Source organism: Bacteroides ilei, assembly GCF_900128495.1.
Lineage (GTDB): Bacteria > Bacteroidota > Bacteroidia > Bacteroidales > Bacteroidaceae > Phocaeicola > Phocaeicola ilei.
The window spans coordinates 3,583,080-3,602,286 of the sequence record NZ_LT635801.1 but is presented as its reverse complement, the minus strand read 5'-3'; the positions used below and the strand labels follow the sequence as shown (position 1 = coordinate 3,602,286).

13 protein-coding genes and 3 tRNA genes are annotated in these 19,207 nt (G+C 47.7%); 11 read left to right on the top strand and 5 right to left on the bottom strand.

Annotated features, from left to right (window positions below):
* The first annotated feature begins 196 nt into the window (after window positions 1–196).
* From BQ7489_RS15440 to trxA, 11 genes are all read left to right on the top strand, one after another.
* Window positions 197–268: transfer RNA gene (locus tag BQ7489_RS15440), tRNA-Cys, on the top strand.
* Between the two features lie 126 nt (window positions 269–394).
* The gene (locus BQ7489_RS15435) at window positions 395–1,648 is read left to right on the top strand and encodes a glycoside hydrolase family 88/105 protein (protein WP_072532236.1); all 1,254 of its coding nucleotides are present in this window, start codon (window positions 395–397) and stop codon (window positions 1,646–1,648) included.
* A 306-nt stretch (window positions 1,649–1,954) separates the two neighbouring features.
* Window positions 1,955–2,026: transfer RNA gene (locus BQ7489_RS15425), tRNA-Cys, on the top strand.
* A 17-nt stretch (window positions 2,027–2,043) separates the two neighbouring features.
* Window positions 2,044–2,116, top strand: a tRNA-Lys gene (locus BQ7489_RS15420).
* 369 nt (window positions 2,117–2,485) lie between these two features.
* A complete protein-coding gene (gene gltB / locus BQ7489_RS15415; protein ID WP_072531798.1) occupies window positions 2,486–7,003 on the top strand; it encodes a glutamate synthase large subunit in 4,518 nt (1,505 codons plus the stop codon).
* A 35-nt stretch (window positions 7,004–7,038) separates the two neighbouring features.
* Window positions 7,039–8,382: a glutamate synthase subunit beta gene (locus BQ7489_RS15410; protein ID WP_072531797.1), complete on the top strand. Its 1,344-nt coding sequence runs from the start codon at window positions 7,039–7,041 to the stop codon at window positions 8,380–8,382.
* Window positions 8,383–8,443: 61 nt separating this feature from the next.
* Window positions 8,444–10,114, top strand: coding sequence for an asparagine synthase B (gene asnB, locus BQ7489_RS15405; RefSeq protein ID WP_072532235.1), 1,671 nt, complete (start codon window positions 8,444–8,446; stop codon window positions 10,112–10,114).
* Window positions 10,115–10,125: 11 nt separating this feature from the next.
* The gene (gene dapF, locus BQ7489_RS15400; protein ID WP_072531796.1) at window positions 10,126–10,959 is read left to right on the top strand and encodes a diaminopimelate epimerase; all 834 of its coding nucleotides are present in this window, start codon (window positions 10,126–10,128) and stop codon (window positions 10,957–10,959) included.
* Between the two features lie 69 nt (window positions 10,960–11,028).
* On the top strand, window positions 11,029–12,258 hold the full coding sequence (locus tag BQ7489_RS15395; RefSeq protein ID WP_072531795.1) for an LL-diaminopimelate aminotransferase: 1,230 nt from the start codon (window positions 11,029–11,031) through the stop codon (window positions 12,256–12,258).
* Between the two features lie 226 nt (window positions 12,259–12,484).
* A complete protein-coding gene (locus BQ7489_RS15390) occupies window positions 12,485–12,862 on the top strand; it encodes a YccF domain-containing protein (RefSeq protein ID WP_072531794.1) in 378 nt (125 codons plus the stop codon).
* Window positions 12,863–12,888: 26 nt separating this feature from the next.
* On the top strand, window positions 12,889–13,188 hold the full coding sequence (trxA, locus tag BQ7489_RS15385; protein ID WP_072531793.1) for a thioredoxin: 300 nt from the start codon (window positions 12,889–12,891) through the stop codon (window positions 13,186–13,188).
* A gap of 45 nt (window positions 13,189–13,233) precedes the next feature.
* Here trxA and BQ7489_RS15380 read toward each other — a convergent pair whose 3' ends face one another.
* The 5 genes from BQ7489_RS15380 to BQ7489_RS15360 form a co-directional block, all read right to left on the bottom strand.
* The gene (locus tag BQ7489_RS15380) at window positions 13,234–13,956 is read right to left on the bottom strand and encodes a CDP-alcohol phosphatidyltransferase family protein (RefSeq protein ID WP_072531792.1); all 723 of its coding nucleotides are present in this window, start codon (window positions 13,954–13,956) and stop codon (window positions 13,234–13,236) included.
* Window positions 13,957–13,984: 28 nt separating this feature from the next.
* Window positions 13,985–14,809, bottom strand: coding sequence for a 1-acyl-sn-glycerol-3-phosphate acyltransferase (locus BQ7489_RS15375; RefSeq protein WP_072531791.1), 825 nt, complete (start codon window positions 14,807–14,809; stop codon window positions 13,985–13,987).
* Between the two features lie 304 nt (window positions 14,810–15,113).
* Entirely contained in the window at window positions 15,114–17,303 is a 2,190-nt protein-coding gene (locus BQ7489_RS15370; RefSeq protein WP_072531790.1) for a glutamine synthetase III family protein, read from the bottom strand.
* A gap of 96 nt (window positions 17,304–17,399) precedes the next feature.
* On the bottom strand, window positions 17,400–18,785 hold the full coding sequence (locus BQ7489_RS15365) for an ammonium transporter (RefSeq protein ID WP_072532234.1): 1,386 nt from the start codon (window positions 18,783–18,785) through the stop codon (window positions 17,400–17,402).
* A 57-nt stretch (window positions 18,786–18,842) separates the two neighbouring features.
* Window positions 18,843–19,199, bottom strand: coding sequence for a P-II family nitrogen regulator (locus BQ7489_RS15360; RefSeq protein WP_072531789.1), 357 nt, complete (start codon window positions 19,197–19,199; stop codon window positions 18,843–18,845).
* Window positions 19,200–19,207 lie beyond the last annotated feature (8 nt).

Genomic DNA, 19,207 nt, shown 5'->3' with positions numbered 1-19,207 from the left:
TTTCAGATCATTCGGTAAGAAATCTTCTTCACATTCATGCTGTTGCAGCGGATGCCCCGGATGCCCGCATGGCAAGAAAACGCAATGCCCGGAATGTGGTGGAGGAAAAAATTAACAGAAGGTATTGCACATTTAAAAATTAGTATTACCTTTGCAACGCAATAAGGCGGACGGTTGTCCGTCAAACAGGAAAAACGGTTCCTTGGATGAGTGGCTTAGTCAGCGGTCTGCAAAACCGTGTACGGCGGTTCGAATCCGCCAGGAACCTCCTAGAAAAGGTCGGCTGATGAATCAGCCGGCCTTTTTTGTTTGCATTTGCCGGTTTTTTCGTATATTCAACGCCAGAAACCGAAACCAATTATTTTATAATAACTCTATAATCTTTTATTCAACCATGAAAACTCTATTTTTAAGCGTATGTCTGTTCATGGCATCACTCACGGCCGGAGCACAAACCCGCTACTCGCAGGAAATGGCCGATTCACAAGGCAAACAATGGACTCACGGCAAAAACTGGGACTATGTAAACGGACTGGTAGCCAAATCTCTCCTGAACCTGTGTGAACAATATCAATATGCCGACTGGACTACCCGGTATTACGAATGGGCCAAAGCATACGCCGACAATGCCATCAACCCGGACGGGACTTTCAAGAACTTCAAGAAAGGGAACATAGACAATATCAACTCGGGCAAGGTGCTCTTCGCCCTATATAAACATGAAAAGGCGCTGGACGAAAAAAACGGCACCCACAACGCCGACCGCTACAAGAAAGCGGCCGACTACCTGCATAACTACCTGGTAAATGAATATTCACGTATCCAAAGCGGCGACGCCAAAGGCTGTTTCTTCCACAAAGACATCTACCCTAACCAGATGTGGCTGGACGGACTGTACATGGGAGCGGCTTTCTATGCCGAATGGCAGGGTGAGTTCGACCCGGACAATGCCGGGGCATGGAGCGATATAGCCAACCAGTTCAAGAGTGTGAACCGCCATACTTATGACAAGGATAAGCAGCTGAACTACCACGCATGGTCGTACGATCCGGACGACGCCAATTCATTCTGGGCAAACAAGACGGAACCGTTCAAAGGCTGCTCCAAGGAATTCTGGGGACGCGCCATGGGATGGTACTTCGCAGCGCTGGTAGATGTACTGGAAGACATGCCCCAATCACACCCCGACTATGCCGAACTGAAACAGATAACCCTCCAGGTGGCCAAAGGGCTGGAACGCTGGCAGGACAAGGAAAGCGGTACGTGGTACCAACTGCTGCAATACGACGACTCGTACAAAAGCAAATGCGGCATAGCCAACTACCTGGAATCATCGGCATCGAGCATGTTCACTTACGCATACCTGAAAGGAATACGCCTGGGTATACTCCCGGACAGTTTTGCCGGGGTTGCTGAAAAAGCATACCAAGGTCTGCTGAAGACATTCGTCACAAAAAATGAAGATGGAACCATCAATCTGAACCAGAGCTGCCGCTCGGCAGGCCTGGGACCGGCCAAAGACCCGTCGCGCGACGGCAGTGCCGACTATTACCTGTGCGGTAAGGACGTTACCATCGTAAATAATGAAGGAAAAGCCATCGGCCCGTTCATCATGGCAAGTCTGGAATATGAACTGAAGAACAAATAACCGAAGGCGTCATATAACGGCAACCCCGGAAAAAGCTTCATGAACCGCTCCATACAGAAAAAAACGGTTTATGAAGCTTTTTTCCTTTTCCGGGACAGATACCGGACCCGGTTTCCACATTTGCCACTTTGCTTCTGATTTCTATCGACTTACCTCCGTTTTTCCCGTCCAGAAAGGCTTGCAGAGGCACTTGCATGTCCGAAAAAGAGCAGAAAAACATCAAATTTTATCCTCCCAGATATTGCAGATTCAAAAATAAGTCTTACCTTTGCATCGCAATTGAGAAAAACAGTTGTCAAGAACAACGGTTCCTTGGATGAGTGGCTTAGTCAGCGGTCTGCAAAACCGTGTACGGCGGTTCGAATCCGCCAGGAACCTCAAAAAAAAACAGCAATGCACTCTTAGCTCAGTTGGTAGAGCAACTGACTCTTAATCAGTGGGTCCAGGGTTCGAATCCCTGAGGGTGTACAAAAAGGGAGTTTAAGACTCCCTTTTTTATTTGCCATTTCCTCCATTTCATACAAAAAGGAAGCATTTTTGAGATATCCGTTTACAATATGTCTGTAAAATCCGGTCTGCTATTCCAAAAGAATATAGAGAAAAATCTGTTTTTTATTTTTAGCACATATCAATCCGTAAGGAAAATACGGCCATTAAATAATAAATCAAAACATAATTATCTAAAAAATACCCAGATTGTAATCACAAGCTTTTTATGTCATTTTTTAGAATAGAAAAGGCAGAAATTATAAAACGAATTGGCAGTTCTTTTATTACTTTTGTAAGCAATTAGAAAATGATTACTACAGAATAACAATAAAAAGTAAGCAAACGCCAATGAAAGAGGGTATTTTTATCAAAGAAGACATTGCCAACGTAGAACACGGGCAACAAACCGGCCTCTATTCTCCGGAAAATGAGCATGACGCTTGTGGGGTAGGAATGATTGTAAACATACATGGTAACAAATCGCATGAGCTTGTAGACGCTGCTCTGAAGGTACTGGAAAACATGAAACACCGTGGTGCCGAAGGAGCCGACAACAAGACCGGCGACGGTGCCGGAATCATGCTGCAGATTCCCCATGAGTTCATCCTTTTACAAGGAATTCCGGTTCCAGAAAAGGGTAAATATGGTACAGGATTGGTTTTCCTTCCGAAAGATGAGAAGGAACAGAGCCATATCCTCAGCATCATGATAGAAGAGATTGAGCGTGAAGGTCTCTCTCTGATGCATCTGCGTACAGTTCCTGTAAATTCTTCCATACTTGGTAAGAGTGCGGCCGAAACGGAACCGGCCATCCGCCAGGTATTCATTACAGGATCCACCGATACGGAGAACCTGGAACGTACATTATATATTATACGTAAAAAGATAGAGAAACGGGTCAACCATAAAGATTTCTACATTGTTTCGCTTTCAAGCAAGAACATTATCTATAAAGGTATGCTTTCGTCAGTACAGGTGCGTGAATACTTCACCGACCTTACCCAGCCTTACTTCACCAGCGGACTGGCTATCGTACACTCACGTTTCAGTACGAACACCTTCCCGACCTGGAGTCTGGCACAGCCTTTCCGCCTGCTGGCACACAATGGCGAAATCAATACCATCCGTGGTAACCGTGCCTGGATGGATGCACGTGAAAGCGTACTGTCAACCCCTACACTGGGAAACATCAAAGACATCCGGCCTATTATCCAGCCGGGTATGAGTGACAGTGCTTCACTTGATAATGTTCTGGAATTCTTCGTCATGTCGGGATTGAGCCTTCCGCATGCCATGGCCATGCTGGTGCCCGAATCATTCAACGACAAGAATCCGATAAGTGAAGACCTGAAGGCATTTTATGAATATCATTCTATCCTGATAGAACCGTGGGACGGACCTGCTGCCTTGCTGTTCAGCGACGGCCGTTATGCAGGAGGTATGCTCGACCGTAACGGATTACGTCCGGCACGCTACCTTATCACACGTAATGACATGATGGTGGTAGCCAGCGAAGCCGGAGTCATCAACTTCGAGCCCGAAAGCATCAAGGAAAAGGGACGCCTGCAACCGGGAAAAATCCTGCTGATCGATACACAGGAAGGACGTATCTATTATGACGGGGAACTGAAAGAACAACTTGCCTCAGCTCGTCCGTACCGCCAATGGCTGTCGACCAACCGCATTGAGCTGAATACACTGAAAAGCGGACGTAAGGTTCCTAATACTGTATCTGATTTCGAGCGCAAACTTCGTGCTTTCGGATTTACACGTGAAGATATTGAACGGACATTGACACCGATGTGTACAAACGGAGCCGAACCGACGGCATCAATGGGTAACGACACTCCGCTGGCTGTACTCTCAGACCAGCCTCAGCTCCTGTTCAACTACTTCCGTCAGCAATTTGCCCAGGTAACCAATCCCGCCATTGACCCGATACGTGAGGAGCTGGTCATGTCACTTACCGAATACATCGGTGCGGTAGGTACCAACATCCTGATTCCGAGCGAAAAGCACTGCAAGATGGTACGTCTGCCCTATCCTATCCTGACCAACGGCGAACTGGATATCTTATGTAACATCCGTTATAAAGGATTCAATACCGTAAAACTTCCTACCCTGTTTGAAGTGAAACGCGGAAAAGCAGGACTTCAGGAAGCCTTGACCGACCTTTGCCAGAAGGCGGAACAGTCGGTAAACGACGGTGTAAACTATATCATCCTTTCCGATAGAGGTATCGACAAGGATCATGCAGCCATCCCGTCACTGCTGGCGGTAAGTGCCGTACACCATCACCTCATATCTGTACAGAAACGTGTACAGACCGCTCTGGTAGTGGAAAGCGGTGAAATACGTGAAGTGATGCATGCCGCCCTGCTGCTGGGATATGGTGCCAGCGCCATCAATCCGTACATGGTATTTGCCATCCTGGACGATCTGGTAAAGAAAGGCGATGTACAGATGAACTACGAAACGGCCGAGAAGAATTATATCAAGGCTGTATGCAAGGGTCTGTATAAGATAATGAGTAAAATGGGTATCAGTACGATCCGTTCATACCGCGGAGCCAAAATCTTTGAGGCTGTAGGCCTGAGCGAAGAACTGCTGAAAGCATATTTCGGCACCCCGACTTCCACCATCGGAGGTATCCGTCTGGAAGAAATTGCCAAAGACTATATCAAGTTCCATGATCTGGGCTTCGATCCGGAAGAAATGGACGACCTGTTGCCGAACATCGGACAGTTCTCTTACCGCAAAGACGGTGAGAAACATGCATGGAACCCGGAAACCATCAGCAAGCTGCAGTTGGCTACACGGCTCGGCAACTATGCGAAATTCAAGGAGTTCAGCCGTTCGGTCGATGAAAAGGAAAGTCCGATATTCCTGCGTGACTTCTTCGGATTCAAACGGAACCCGATTTCAATAGACCAGGTAGAACCGGTAGAGAGCATCGTAAAACATTTCGTGACCGGTGCAATGTCATTCGGTGCCATCAGCAAGGAAGCGCATGAAGCGCTGGCACTGGCGATGAACAAACTGGGCACACGCAGCAACACCGGTGAAGGCGGTGAAGACTCTGAACGTTTCCACGAGACATTCGACGGAATCTCACTATGCAGCAAGACCAAGCAGATCGCATCAGGACGTTTCGGCGTAACGACCGAATACCTGGTGAACGCAGAAGAGCTCCAGATCAAGGTGGCACAGGGTGCGAAGCCGGGTGAAGGAGGTCAGCTGCCGGGCTTCAAGGTAAACCAGATCATCGCAAAGACACGTCACTCCATTCCGGGTATCTCACTGATTTCACCTCCGCCTCATCACGATATCTATTCAATCGAAGACCTGGCACAGCTCATCTTCGACCTGAAGAACGTGAACCCGAAGGCAATGATCAGCGTGAAGCTGGTAGCCGAGAGCGGTATCGGAACCATCGCTGCCGGTGTAGCCAAGGCCAAAGCCGACCTGATTGTGATTTCAGGAGCCGAAGGCGGTACAGGTGCATCACCCGCATCGTCCATGCGATATGCCGGAATCTCTCCTGAAATAGGTCTGAGCGAAACACAGCAGACACTGGTTCTGAACGGACTGCGTGGACAGGTACGCCTGCAGACCGACGGACAGTTGAAGACCGGACGTGACATCATCAGTATGGCTCTGCTGGGTGCCGAAGAATTCGGATTCGGAACTACCGTACTTATCGTACTGGGTTGCGTCATGATGCGTAAATGCCATGCCAATACCTGCCCGGTGGGTGTAGCTACACAGGATCCGAAACTGCGTGAACATTTCCGCGGCCATTATCAATATGTAGTCAACTACTTCCGCTTCCTGGCACAGGAAGTACGTGAATACCTGGCTGATATGGGATTCACCCGTCTGGAAGACATTGTAGGCCGTACAGACCTGATTGAAATCAAGAAGGCTCCGTTCGGAACCAAAGCTTCCCTGCTTGACTTCGAACGCATCCTGCATAAGGTTGACAACGGTTCGGCTCTGCATAATGTAACCAAACAGCACCACGATATCGAATTCGTAAAGGACGTAAGCATCATTGAGGCTGCCAAAGAAGCTTTGGAAAACAAGAAGGAGGTTTCACTGGAATACGCCATTTCGAATACCGACCGTTCGGTAGGTGCAATGCTTTCGGGTGCCGTAGCTGCCCGTTACGGACACGAAGGTCTGCCCGACCAAAGCATCAACGTGAAGTTCAAGGGCTCTGCCGGACAAAGCTTCGGAGCATTCCTTACACACGGAATCAGCTTCAAGCTGGAAGGTGAGGCAAACGACTACCTGGGCAAGGGTCTGAGCGGCGGACATATCTCCGTACAGCCGCCTGTACGCAGTAACTTCGATGCCGAAAAGAACACCATTGTAGGTAACACACTGCTTTACGGAGCCACCGGAGGTGAAGTCTACATCAACGGCCGTGCCGGTGAACGTTTTGCCGTACGTAACTCGGGAGCTATCGCCGTAGTGGAAGGTGTAGGCGACCACTGCTGTGAATACATGACCGGAGGCCGCGTCGTAGTACTGGGAGAAACCGGACGAAACTTTGCCGCAGGTATGAGTGGCGGTGTAGCTTATGTATGGGACAAGAACCATAACTTCGACTACTTCTGTAACATGGAAATGGTAGAGCTTTCACTGCTCGAAGATTCTACGGCCCGCAAAGAGCTGCATGAACTGATACGCCAACACTACCTGTATACAGGTTCACAGCTGGCACGTACCATGCTCGACAACTGGGGACGTTACGTAGATGAATTCATCCAGGTAACTCCTATCGAATACAAGAAAGTTCTGGCAGAAGAACAGATGCGCAAGCTGCAACAGAAGATCGCAGAAGTTCAGAGAGATTATTAACCGAATCATCAACCTAGAAAAATTAGACTATATATATGGGAAATCCAAAAGCATTCTTAACTGTACCTCGCCAGGAAGCAGGATACCGTCCGGTACACGACCGTATAGCCGATTTCGGCGAAGTGGAACAGACTCTGAATACCAGCGACCGCAAATTGCAGGCTTCGCGTTGTATGGACTGCGGTGTCCCGTTCTGCCACTGGGCATGTCCGATATCTAACCGTCCTCCAGAATTCCAGGACGCCGTATACAAAGGACATTGGAAAGAAGCTTATGAAATATTGACCATGACCAACGACTTTCCGGAGTTTACCGGCCGTATCTGTCCGGCTCTCTGTGAAAAAAGTTGTGTTCTGAAACTCACCATCGACTCACCGGTAACCATCCGCGAGAACGAGGCTGCCATTATCGAAGCCGCTTTCCGTGAAGGTTTCGTCATTCCTAAGGAATACCACCGCAACGGAAAGAAGGTTGCAGTGATCGGTTCCGGACCGGCCGGACTGGCTGCAGCGAACCAGCTCAACCACAAAGGATATGCGGTTACCGTATTTGAGAAGGACGAATACATAGGCGGACTGTTACGTTTCGGTATTCCGAACTTCAAGCTGAACAAAAGCATCATAGACCGCCGTCTGAAACTGATGGAAGAGGAAGGCATCGTATTCAAGCCAAGCACACCGGTCGACTACAACAAGTTGCCGGAAGGTTTCGACGCATACTGCATCTGTACAGGTACCCCACAGGCCCGCGACCTTCAGATTCCGGGCCGGGAACTGCAGGGAATCCATTTCGCAATGGAAATGCTGGCCCAGCAGAACCGGGTACTGGCAGGACAGACCTTCTCGAAGGACGAACGTATCACTGCCAAGGGAAAGCACGTGCTCGTTATCGGTGGAGGTGATACCGGAAGCGACTGTATAGGAACAAGTAACCGCCAGGGTGCCGCAAGTGTAACCCAGATTGAAATCATGCCGAAACCGCCTGTAGGCTATAATCCGGCAACTCCGTGGCCGCAATGGCCCCTCGTATTGAAGACCAGTTCCAGCCACGAAGAAGGATGTATCCGGCGCTGGAGCCTCAATTCGAACAAGTTCATCGGAAAGAACGGTCATGTGTGCGGTGTGGAAGTGGAAGAAGTGGAATGGATTCCGGCAGCAGAAGGCAGCCGCCCTACCATGAAACCTACAGGAAAAAAGGAAATATTGAAGGCCGACCTGGTACTGCTGGCCATGGGATTCCTGAAACAGCAGCTTCCCGAATTCCCCAAGAACGTATTCGTGGCTGGGGATGCGGCAACCGGTGCCAGCCTGGTAGTGAAATGTATAGCCGGCGGACGTAAGGCTGCGGCAGACATCGACAACTATCTGAAATCGTTATAAGTTATAAAGAACAACCAAGCCGATGCTCATTGGAGCATCGGCTTACAAATACAAAATACTTATGTGTGGAATAGCAGCTATATTCAATATAAAAGAGCAGAAGCCCGAATTACGTAACAAGGCTCTTGCAATGGCCAAGAAGATCCGTCACCGCGGACCGGACTGGAGCGGTATCTATTGTGGAAAATCGGCTATCCTCGCCCACGAACGTCTGTCTATCGTAGACCCGGAAAGCGGCGGACAGCCTTTGTATTCGCCCGACAGGAAACAGATTCTGGCCGTAAACGGTGAAATCTACAACCACCGTGACATCCGTAAACAATATAAAGATAAATACGAGTTCCAGACCGGAAGCGACTGTGAAGTGATACTTGCCCTTTACCGTGACAAAGGAATCAATTTTCTGGAAGACCTGAACGGTATCTTCGCCTTCGCACTTTATGACGAGGAAAAGGATGAGTTCCTTATCGCGCGCGACCCTATCGGTGTCATTCCTCTGTATATAGGGTATGACAAGGACGGAAAAGTATATTGTGCCAGTGAACTGAAAGCCCTCGAAGGTTTCTGCGACAGCTACGAACCGTTCCTTCCGGGACATTACTACTCAAGCAAGGAAGGCAAGATGACCCGCTGGTATACCCGCGACTGGTTTGAATATGATGCCGTAAAAGACAACCCTGCATCGGTACAGGAACTGCACGATGCCCTGGAAGCTGCGGTAAAACGCCAGCTGATGAGTGATGTCCCCTACGGGGTACTGCTTTCTGGCGGTCTGGACAGCTCCGTAATTTCGGCTATCGCAAAGAAATACGCCGCCCGCCGTATCGAATCGGACGGGAAGAAGGACGCATGGTGGCCTCAGCTCCATTCTTTCGCCATCGGACTGAAAGGTGCTCCCGACCTGGTGAAGGCGCGTGAAGTGGCCCAACACATCGGAACCATCCATCATGAAATAAACTATACCATCCAGGAAGGTCTGGATGCCGTACGCGATGTGATCTATTTTATCGAGACCTATGATGTCACCACCGTACGTGCCTCTACCCCGATGTACCTGCTGGCCCGTGTCATCAAAAGCATGGGTATCAAGATGGTATTGAGCGGTGAAGGTGCCGATGAAGTGTTCGGCGGATACTTGTATTTCCATAAGGCTCCGAATGCCAGAGCATTCCATGAAGAAACGGTACGGAAACTGTCGAAACTGTATCTGTACGACTGCCTTCGCGCCAACAAGTCACTGGCTGCATGGGGCGTGGAAGGACGTGTGCCATTCCTCGACAAGGAATTCCTTGACGTGGCCATGCGCCTGAATCCGGAAGCCAAGATGTGTCCGGGAAAGACCATCGAAAAGAAAATCGTGCGTGAAGCGTTTGCCGACCTGCTGCCTGCGAGTGTGGCTTGGCGCCAGAAGGAACAGTTCAGTGACGGTGTAGGATACAGCTGGATCGATACACTGAAAGAAATCACGTCACAGCAGGTATCGGATGAAGATATGGCTCACGCCGCCGAACGCTTCCCGATCAATACACCGCGTAACAAGGAAGAATATTACTATCGTACAATTTTCGAGGAATACTTCCCCAGTGAAAGTGCAGCCAAAAGTGTACCGAGCGTACCGAGCGTAGCCTGCTCTACCGCCGAAGCACTGGCATGGGACGAATCGTTCAAGAACATGAACGAACCGAGCGGACGTGCCGTTGCAGGAGTCCACGAAGAGGCATACCAAAAATAAAAGCGACCTTTATGAAGATTCATTTCACTAAAATGCATGGTGCGGGCAATGACTATATATATGTCTATACACCCGACAATCCGATCGAATCGCCGGCGCAGACATCCGTTGAATGGAGCAAGTTCCACTTCGGCATCGGTTCCGACGGACTGATCCTGATCGGAAAGTCGGACAAGGCCGATTTTTCCATGCGTATATTCAACAATGACGGTTCGGAAGCCATGATGTGCGGAAACGGTATCCGTTGTGTAGGAAAGTTTGTATACGACCATCATCTGACCGACAAGGAGACAGTCACCATCGATACGCTTTCAGGAATCAAGATTCTGGAACTGCACGTCAAAGACGGGAAAGTGGAATCGGCTACCGTCGACATGGGTGAACCTATCCTGGAAAACAAAAAACAGCTTGCCACACAGACCGGAGGTATGATAGCCGGTGAAGTGGAAGCCGACGGTGTCAAATATACCGGCACTTATGTATGCATGGGAAACCCGCATTTTGTTATCTTTGTACCCGATGTGATGCAAATACCGCTCACAGAGATCGGTCCGAAACTGGAACACCACCCGCTGTTTCCCGAGCGTTGCAACATCGAGTTCGCACAGATATGTACAGACGGCAGTATACGCATGAGAGTATGGGAACGCGGCTCGGGCATTACCATGGCCTGCGGTACCGGCGCATGCGCAACGGCTGTAGCTGCCGCCTTGAACCGGAAGGCTGGACGCAGCAGTGACATCAGAATGGACGGAGGTGTACTCCATATAGACTGGAAGGACAACAACCACATTTTCATGACCGGACCGGCTACAACCGTTTTTGAAGGAGAGATAGAGTTATAATCCCACTCCCCCTTCAAACCTGAAAGACAAAGGACAATAAAGACATAAACAGCAAACAAACAATAATATATGGCATTAGTTAACGAACATTTCCTGAAATTACCGGGAAGTTATCTGTTCTCGGATATCGCACAAAAAGTAAAAGCTTTTCAAGTAACCCATCCCAACAAACGACTGATCCGTCTGGGTATCGGTGATGTGACCCAGCCGCTTCCAGCCGCTTCCATCGAAGCCATGCATAAAGCTGTAGACGAGCTTTCAAAGGCAGAGACATTCCATGGATACGGTCCTGAACAGGGATACGATTTCCTGATTGAGGCAATCATCAAGCACGACTATGCTGCACGAGGCATCACATTGAGCCCATCGGAAGTATTTGTCAGTGACGGTGCAAAGAGCGATACCGGAAACATAGGTGAAATACTGCGCCATGACAACAGCATCGGGGTAACCGACCCGGTCTATCCGGTATATGTAGACAGCAATGTGATGTGCGGACGCTCGGGCGATCTGCAGGCAGACGGCAAATGGAGCAATGTTACTTACCTGCCATGTACAGCCGAAAACAACTTCATCCCTGCCATACCGGACAAACGCATAGATATCCTTTATCTTTGCTACCCGAACAACCCTACAGGTACGACCCTGACCAAATCGGAACTGAAGAAATGGGTAGACTATGCACTGGCCAATGATACCATCATCTTCTTCGACGCCGCATACGAAGCCTATATCCGTGAAGACGATGTACCTCATTCCATCTATGAGATAAAAGGTGCCAAACGTTGTGCCATCGAATTCCGCAGTTTCTCCAAGACAGCCGGTTTTACCGGTGTACGTTGCGGCTATACCGTTGTACCGAAAGAAGTGACAGCCGCTACACTGACAGGCGAACGGGTGCCTCTGAACAAATTGTGGAACCGCAGACAATGCACGAAGTTCAACGGTACCAGCTATATCACCCAGAGGGGAGCAGAAGCCATCTATACTCCCGAAGGACAGGCACAGGTGAAGGCTACCATCGACTACTACATGGAAAATGCACGCATTATGCGTGAAGGCCTTACCGAATCGGGCCTGAAGGTTTACGGCGGTGTAAACGCTCCTTATATCTGGCTGAAAACTCCCGATAACCTGAGCTCATGGAAATTCTTCGACCAGCTGCTTTACGAAGCAAATATCGTAAGTACGCCGGGAGTAGGATTCGGCCCCAGCGGCGAAGGATATCTGCGCCTTACCGCTTTCGGTAAACGTGAAGACTGTATCGAAGCGATGAAACGGATCCGTGCCTGGCTTTAAGCCACGACGGATATAATACAACTATATCTGATGTTACATATAAGCCGGGGGCAAAACCTCCGGCTTTATTGTTATGACGGATCCCTCTAAGCCCCGTATATAGTTAAATTGTATAAACGGGAGTACCTTATTACCCGTTTTTATTTTGTCGGCTAAGCAGAAATATACAGATTTGCAATAAGGTAAATGAATAAATTACCCGACAAAGATCTCATTGAAAGGAATTATGAAAATATTGGGAAATATCATCTGGCTGATTTTCGGAGGACTTGAAGCGGCTATCGGATACTTTACAGGAAGCCTTGCACTGGCTATTACCATTATCGGATTTCCACTGGCCTTACAGACATTCAAGATTGGCCTGTTGTGCCTCTGGCCGTTTGGAGCCGAAATAAGGAAAACAGACAGTCCAATAGGTTGCATCAGAATACCGATGAACATTATCTGGCTGATTTTCGGAGGATTATGGACTTTTCTTGTACATATATTCTTCGGTGTACTGCTGTTTATCACGATAATAGGCATACCGTTCGGTAAGCAGCATTTCAAGATAGCGGGACTTTCACTGGCACCGTTCGGAAGAGATATTGCAATAAGATTCTGACAAAACAATTAAATAAAAAACAAAGTATGGAAACATTTAAAGACGTAATAGCAGGCGACAAGCTTGTTCTGGCAGACTTCTTTGCCACATGGTGCCAACCATGCAAGATGATGCATCCGATATTGGAGCAAGTAAAGGAAATTCTGGGCAATAAAATCCGGATCGTCAAAATTGACGTAGATAAGTTCGGCACTACAGCCGGAGAATATGGAATCCAGGCTGTACCGACACTTATCCTGTTCCGCAACGGTCAGATACTGTGGCGGCAGAGCGGTGCTTTGTCAAAGGCCGATCTTCTTTCCGTCATTGATCCTTTTCTGAAATAACATAGGAGAAAAAGAGAATATAAAAACAGACAACAATCGGACCGATCAGTTCGATTGTTGTCTGTTTTTGCCTGGCATCGGATCTCTCAAGGAGTAATCATGTATATCCTTCAGAATAGTACAAATATAGATGATGACAAGAGCGACAAGAATCACTATGCCTGCCAGATCCAATGCCCTGAGAGATATGTTATTTCCTGATATATGGACATTCATAGCAAACTCCCTGATAGGAGTGGCATAAATCAATATCGTATTGATTATGACAGCTATGATCCTGAACTCTGTAGGTCCCATCCCTGCATAAGTCAGGCAGAATTCTTTTTTAAGATGTGCATTGATACTTACATTCAGCGTAAGCATCAGATAGACAATGAATATAAGAAGTGCCAGTTCGAAATGTATCAGTCCGGATAATCCGAGCCCCAAGAACATAATCAGCTCATTCACGGCATCCAACGTATGGTCAATATAATATCCGAATAAAGGACGCTGGGTGTTACGGACTCTCGCCAAAGTCCCGTCAAGGGAATCACCGTACCAGTTTATCAGAAATCCCAGAGAGCTGATCCACAAGAAATTAATGTTTTCTCCTCCAAGGACATAGCCTACCCCAATAATGACAGCACCTATCGTCCCTATCGCTGTCAGAAAATTGGAAGTCACCCAACCAGGCTGCTTGCCAGCCAGATAAACCAGAACCTTCTTTTCCAGCCCATTCAAAACGGAAGTCTGTATTCTAACGGATTTTTCATGCTTTATATCCATATATATTTTTATGTTAATAGTTATATACTCATTGTTCCCACTTCAATTGATAGACATTGTGGCGCAAAAAATTTCCGAATTCATCCAAATCCGGAAAACGGTCCTGTTCTTCGGCTGTTATGACATCCCCTATCACAAGACGCACTCTCTTCCCTCTTTTATTCAGAAGTTCGGAAGGAAGTTTCAACAAACGGACTCTCCAGTCTATCAGCCCCAAAAGATAATATACCAATGAATTCCCATCCAGGAACTTCACTGGAAGTATAGGGAGACGAAGTTCCTTTATCATGCGTATAATCGGCTTCTGCCATTTCCGGTCCCTGATACATCTGTCTTTCAGACTCAAATCGGAGACTGCTCCCGAAGGGAATATACCTAACGGAGCTCCCGAACGGGCATGTTCAATAGCCATCTTGATGCCGAGAATACTGTCGCGTGTCGGTGTAGAACGGACTTTTCCTGTTGGAGTAACCGTGATGAAATTCATGTCCATGGCCTCGATCCTGGCCAGAAACTTATTGACAATCACTTTATAGTCGTTTCTATAATGTCCGAACAGGTCTATAAGGACAATTCCGTCTATCCCTCCATACGGATGATTGCTGATTGTAATGAAAGGCTTGTCGCCCAACAGCCCGATCCTTTCAACACCTTTCACCTCATAACTCACTCCCACATCCTTCAACAGAGCTTCTGTAAACTCAGGTCCCTGCAGTGAACTGTACCTGTCGTATAGATCATTGATAGAATCAATGGCAAGCACTTTCATCACAAATCTAGCGAAAGCATGGCCAACTTTTCCTTTAAAGGCAGGAAACGTCTGTTCCAGTTCATGTAACGTCAGCAGGGGCATACTCAAATCATCTATTGAAATCTGTTTACAAATTCATATAATAAACCTGAAATAGGTTTTATATATCATAATAAGGTGCAATATTCGCAAAAAAAATCCATCTTTACAAATAAATGACATCCGGATTAATTCTCCAGCCCTTTTTTCTAGAAATCCATACACAAAAAGATGGCCGGACATTCAAAATGAACGGCCATGTATCCATAGCGGCCAACAAAAAGCAAAGCCGGACTCCCTCACAGGAATCCGGCCTCTTTCATCAAACAACCAATAAGAAGAATTAGAGGTAATTCTAATCTATCCTTTATCTTATAAACAGCAGCTCTCTGTATTTAGGCAATGTCCACATCTGGTCGTCAACGATCAGTTCCAGCTTATCGATATGGTAACGGATCTCTTCCAGCATAGGAGCGATGGTATCGTGATATGCAATGGCCTTTTCACGTTCATCGGTAATCTTGTTGGCAACCTTACGGGCTTCAATCATAGCATCAACATGTTCCTTGATGAAGGTAGTACGTTCTGCTATTTCCTTGATAATAGCCTTGTTTTCGGCAGAAAGTTTGTCGGCTTCCTCTTCCGGGAAGATAGACTTCATCTTGAACACGTTATCAATCAACTTGCTCTGATAGCTGATTGCTACCGGAACGATATGGTTCATAACCAAGTCGCCCAATACACGTGCCTCAATCTGGATTTTCTTTGTATAGGTTTCCCATTTCACTTCGTTACGGGCTTCCAGTTCCTTACGTGTCATTACGCCGGCACTCTCGAACATCTTGATTGACTCAGGAGTCAAATACTGGTCGAAGATAACCGGACAGCTTGTTTCGCAGTCCAGACCACGACGCTTAGCTTCTTCCTTCCATTCTTCGCTGTAACCGTTGCCGTCGAAACGGATAGGCTTACAGATCTTGATGTATTCACGGATAACCTGAATGATAGCTGAAACCTTAGGTTCACCCTTTTCGATCAATGCATCGACAGCAGTCTTGAATTCTGTAAGCTGTTCGGCTACGGCTGTGTTCAGGGCAATCATTGCACTGGCACAGTTCGCTTCAGAACCTACGGCACGGAACTCGAAACGGTTACCGGTGAAGGCGAACGGTGAAGTACGGTTACGGTCGGTATTGTCGATGAGCAGTTCCGGAATCTGAGGGATATCCAGCTTCATACCATGCTTGCCTCCCAATGAAATCAGCTCATTGGTTGAACTGTCTTCCATGTGATCCAGTACCTTACTCAACTGAGTACCCAGGAATGAAGAGATGATGGCGGGAGGTGCTTCGTTAGCGCCCAGACGGTGAGCGTTAGTGGCGCTCATGATGGAAGCCTTCAGCAATCCGTTATGACGGTATACCGCCATCAATGTATTGACAATGAATGTGATGAAGCGCAGGTTCTCTTCCGATGTCTTTCCCGGAGCCATCAACAGGATGCCTGTATCTGTTCCCAATGACCAGTTGTTGTGCTTACCTGATCCGTTTACACCCTTGAACGGTTTTTCATGGAGCAGTACGCGGAATCCATGGCTACGTGCAACCTTACGCATCAGTGACATGATAAGCATGTTATGGTCGACTGCCAGGTTACATTCTTCGAAGATAGGAGCCAGCTCGAACTGGTTGGGGGCAACCTCGTTGTGACGTGTCTTGACCGGAATACCCAGTTCCAGAGCCTGGATTTCAAGATCCTTCATGAATGCAGCTACACGGGTAGGAATAGCACCGAAGTAGTGGTCTTCCAACTGCTGGTTCTTAGAAGCTTCATGTCCCATCAGTGTACGGCCTGTAAGCAGCAGGTCGGGACGTGCGGCGTAAAGTCCTTCATCGACCAGGAAATATTCCTGTTCCCATCCCAGGTAGGCAACTACCTTCTTAACGTCAGTATTGAAATAATGGCATACATCTACCGCAGCCTTGTTTACGGCACGCAAAGCCTTCAGCAACGGAGCCTTGTAGTCAAGTGATTCACCTGTATAGGCAATGAATACGGTCGGGATACACAATGTATCGTCCACTACGAATACAGGAGATGACGGGTCCCATGCACTGTAGCCACGGGCTTCGAATGTGTTACGGATACCACCGTTAGGGAAAGAAGAAGCATCCGGTTCCTGCTGAACCAGCAGTTTTCCTGAAAACTCTTCCATCATTCCACCCTTGCCGTCGTGTTCTACAAAGGCATCATGCTTTTCGGCTGTGCCTTCAGTCAGCGGCTGGAACCAGTGAGTATAGTGTGTAGCGCCCAGTTCCATGGCCCAACGCTTCATGCCTTCAGCTACCTGATCGGCAATTTCACGGTCAAGGGTAGCACCGTTATCCATAGCATCTACCAAGCGGGCATATACCTTGCTAGGCAGATACTTGAACATCTTCTCACGGTTGAACACATACTTTCCGAAATACTCGCTCGGACGTTCGCTTGGAGCGGGTACTTCCACAGGTTTCGACTGAAACGCTTTTTCAACGACTCTGAATCTTAATTTTGACATAATACTTCATTAATTAGTTGTTATAATAAAAAAAGACTTTTCTCTTTATCAGTTCCCGGGAAGGCGGCCAAGCCCGCCCGGGATAAATCTATATCATTAATTGTTGTAAGCGGATTCTCCATGTTCGTAGATATCCAATCCTTCTTCCTCAACTCTTGCCGGAACACGCAGACCGTGAACTTTATCAAGAATCTTGAAGATGATGTATCCCATTACAGCAGCCCATGCTCCTACAACCAATGCTCCAAAAATCTGTGCACCGAGGAAGCCAAATCCGCCTCCATAGAAAGTACCGCCGTCTACAGCAAGCAAACCGGTCATGATAGTACCCAAGCTACCACATACACCGTGTACGGAAGAAGCTCCGACCGGATCATCGATATGGAACTTGTGATCCAGAATTTCAACCGAGTAAATCATGACTGTTCCACAAACCGCACCGATAATGACTGATCCCAGCGGGGATACAAGATCACAGCCTGCAGTTACACCGACCAGACCGGCCAGAATACCATTCAATGTCAGTGACAAGGAAGGTTTGCCGTACTTGATCCAGCTCACGATCAAAGCGAAAAGACCTCCGGCGCAAGCCGACAAGTTAGTAGTAAGGAACACATGTGAGATAGCAGTCTGGTCACCTGATGTAGCAGCAGCCAACTGAGATCCCGGGTTGAATCCGAACCATCCGAACCAGAGGATGAACACACCCAGACATGCAATAGTCAGATTATGTCCCGGAATAGCTCTTGATTTTCCGTCCTTACCGTATTTACCCAAACGGGGACCAAGGATGGCAGCACCTACCAAAGCAATCCAGCCACCTACAGAGTGAACCACAGTAGAACCCGCAAAGTCATGGAACGCATATCCGAAAGTATTCATCATGAATGAACCTTCATCGCCGTTCATCAACCAGCCTCCACCCCAAGTCCAGTGTCCTGAAATAGGATAGATCAATACACTGATGGCTATGGTATATACCAGATACATGGAGAACTTGGTACGTTCAGCCATTGCACCCGATACGATTGTAGCGGAAGTGGCGCAGAATACAGTCTGGAAAATAAGGAAGCCTTCTATAGGTAACCCATTGTCAATAATGCTGTCCATCATATCCAGATCAATGAAATGAGGAGCACCTACAAATCCTCCCACACCGAACATAAATCCGAAACCGATAAACCAGAACAACAAAGAACCTACCATAAAATCCACCAGATTCTTCATCAGGATATTAGCTGTATTTTTCGTTCTGGTAAAACCAGCTTCAACCAATGCAAATCCCGGCTGCATGAAGAACACCAGCATTGCTGCAAGCAGCATCCATACCGTATTCACACCTGTTGCAAGTTCGGCCACCGTATCAGTGCTGCCCGCAGCCTCGGCAGTATCCTGAGCCATTGCCGTCAAAGGCAATGCCAACAATAAGGCAACTATACCTTTCCGGTATGCAGTACGCATACCCTTATCTATCGTTTTCATATAAATCATCTTTTTAGTACAACATCTTTATTACCTGTTTCATCCGAACGGTGCAGATCATTTTTCCTGCTCTGCATTATACAAGGCTATATCACCCCGTTCGCCTGTACGGATCCGGATAGAATCTTCTACTGGAATCACGAAAATACGGCCGTCTCCAATCTCACCGGTATGAGCAGCGCTCAAGATAGCCTGTATAGTCTTTTCCACATTCTTGTCACGGACTACAATAGAAACAAGTGTACGTTCAATTGAACTCGTGTCGTACACTACCCCACGATAGATACGTCCCTGACGGGTTTTTCCTACCCCTCTAACTTCATAATATGAGAACCATTCGATATCGGCAGCCAGCAAGGCCTCCTTTACGTCTTCAAATTTGGTTCTACGAATAATCGCTTCTATCTTCTTCATAATTGTAT

Excerpts from the sequence above, each read along its gene's own strand:
- BQ7489_RS15435 (WP_072532236.1), top strand. The coding sequence starts at position 395 with ATGAAAACTCTATTTTTAAGCGTATGTCTGTTCATGGCATCACTCACG.
- gltB (WP_072531798.1), top strand. The coding sequence starts at position 2,486 with ATGAAAGAGGGTATTTTTATCAAAGAAGACATTGCCAACGTAGAACAC.
- BQ7489_RS15410 (WP_072531797.1), top strand. The coding sequence starts at position 7,039 with ATGGGAAATCCAAAAGCATTCTTAACTGTACCTCGCCAGGAAGCAGGA.
- asnB (WP_072532235.1), top strand. The coding sequence starts at position 8,444 with ATGTGTGGAATAGCAGCTATATTCAATATAAAAGAGCAGAAGCCCGAA.
- dapF (WP_072531796.1), top strand. The coding sequence starts at position 10,126 with ATGAAGATTCATTTCACTAAAATGCATGGTGCGGGCAATGACTATATA.
- BQ7489_RS15395 (WP_072531795.1), top strand. The coding sequence starts at position 11,029 with ATGGCATTAGTTAACGAACATTTCCTGAAATTACCGGGAAGTTATCTG.
- BQ7489_RS15390 (WP_072531794.1), top strand. The coding sequence starts at position 12,485 with ATGAAAATATTGGGAAATATCATCTGGCTGATTTTCGGAGGACTTGAA.
- trxA (WP_072531793.1), top strand. The coding sequence starts at position 12,889 with ATGGAAACATTTAAAGACGTAATAGCAGGCGACAAGCTTGTTCTGGCA.
- BQ7489_RS15380 (WP_072531792.1), bottom strand. The coding sequence starts at position 13,956 with ATGGATATAAAGCATGAAAAATCCGTTAGAATACAGACTTCCGTTTTG.
- BQ7489_RS15375 (WP_072531791.1), bottom strand. The coding sequence starts at position 14,809 with ATGCCCCTGCTGACGTTACATGAACTGGAACAGACGTTTCCTGCCTTT.
- BQ7489_RS15370 (WP_072531790.1), bottom strand. The coding sequence starts at position 17,303 with ATGTCAAAATTAAGATTCAGAGTCGTTGAAAAAGCGTTTCAGTCGAAA.
- BQ7489_RS15365 (WP_072532234.1), bottom strand. The coding sequence starts at position 18,785 with ATGAAAACGATAGATAAGGGTATGCGTACTGCATACCGGAAAGGTATA.
- BQ7489_RS15360 (WP_072531789.1), bottom strand. The coding sequence starts at position 19,199 with ATGAAGAAGATAGAAGCGATTATTCGTAGAACCAAATTTGAAGACGTA.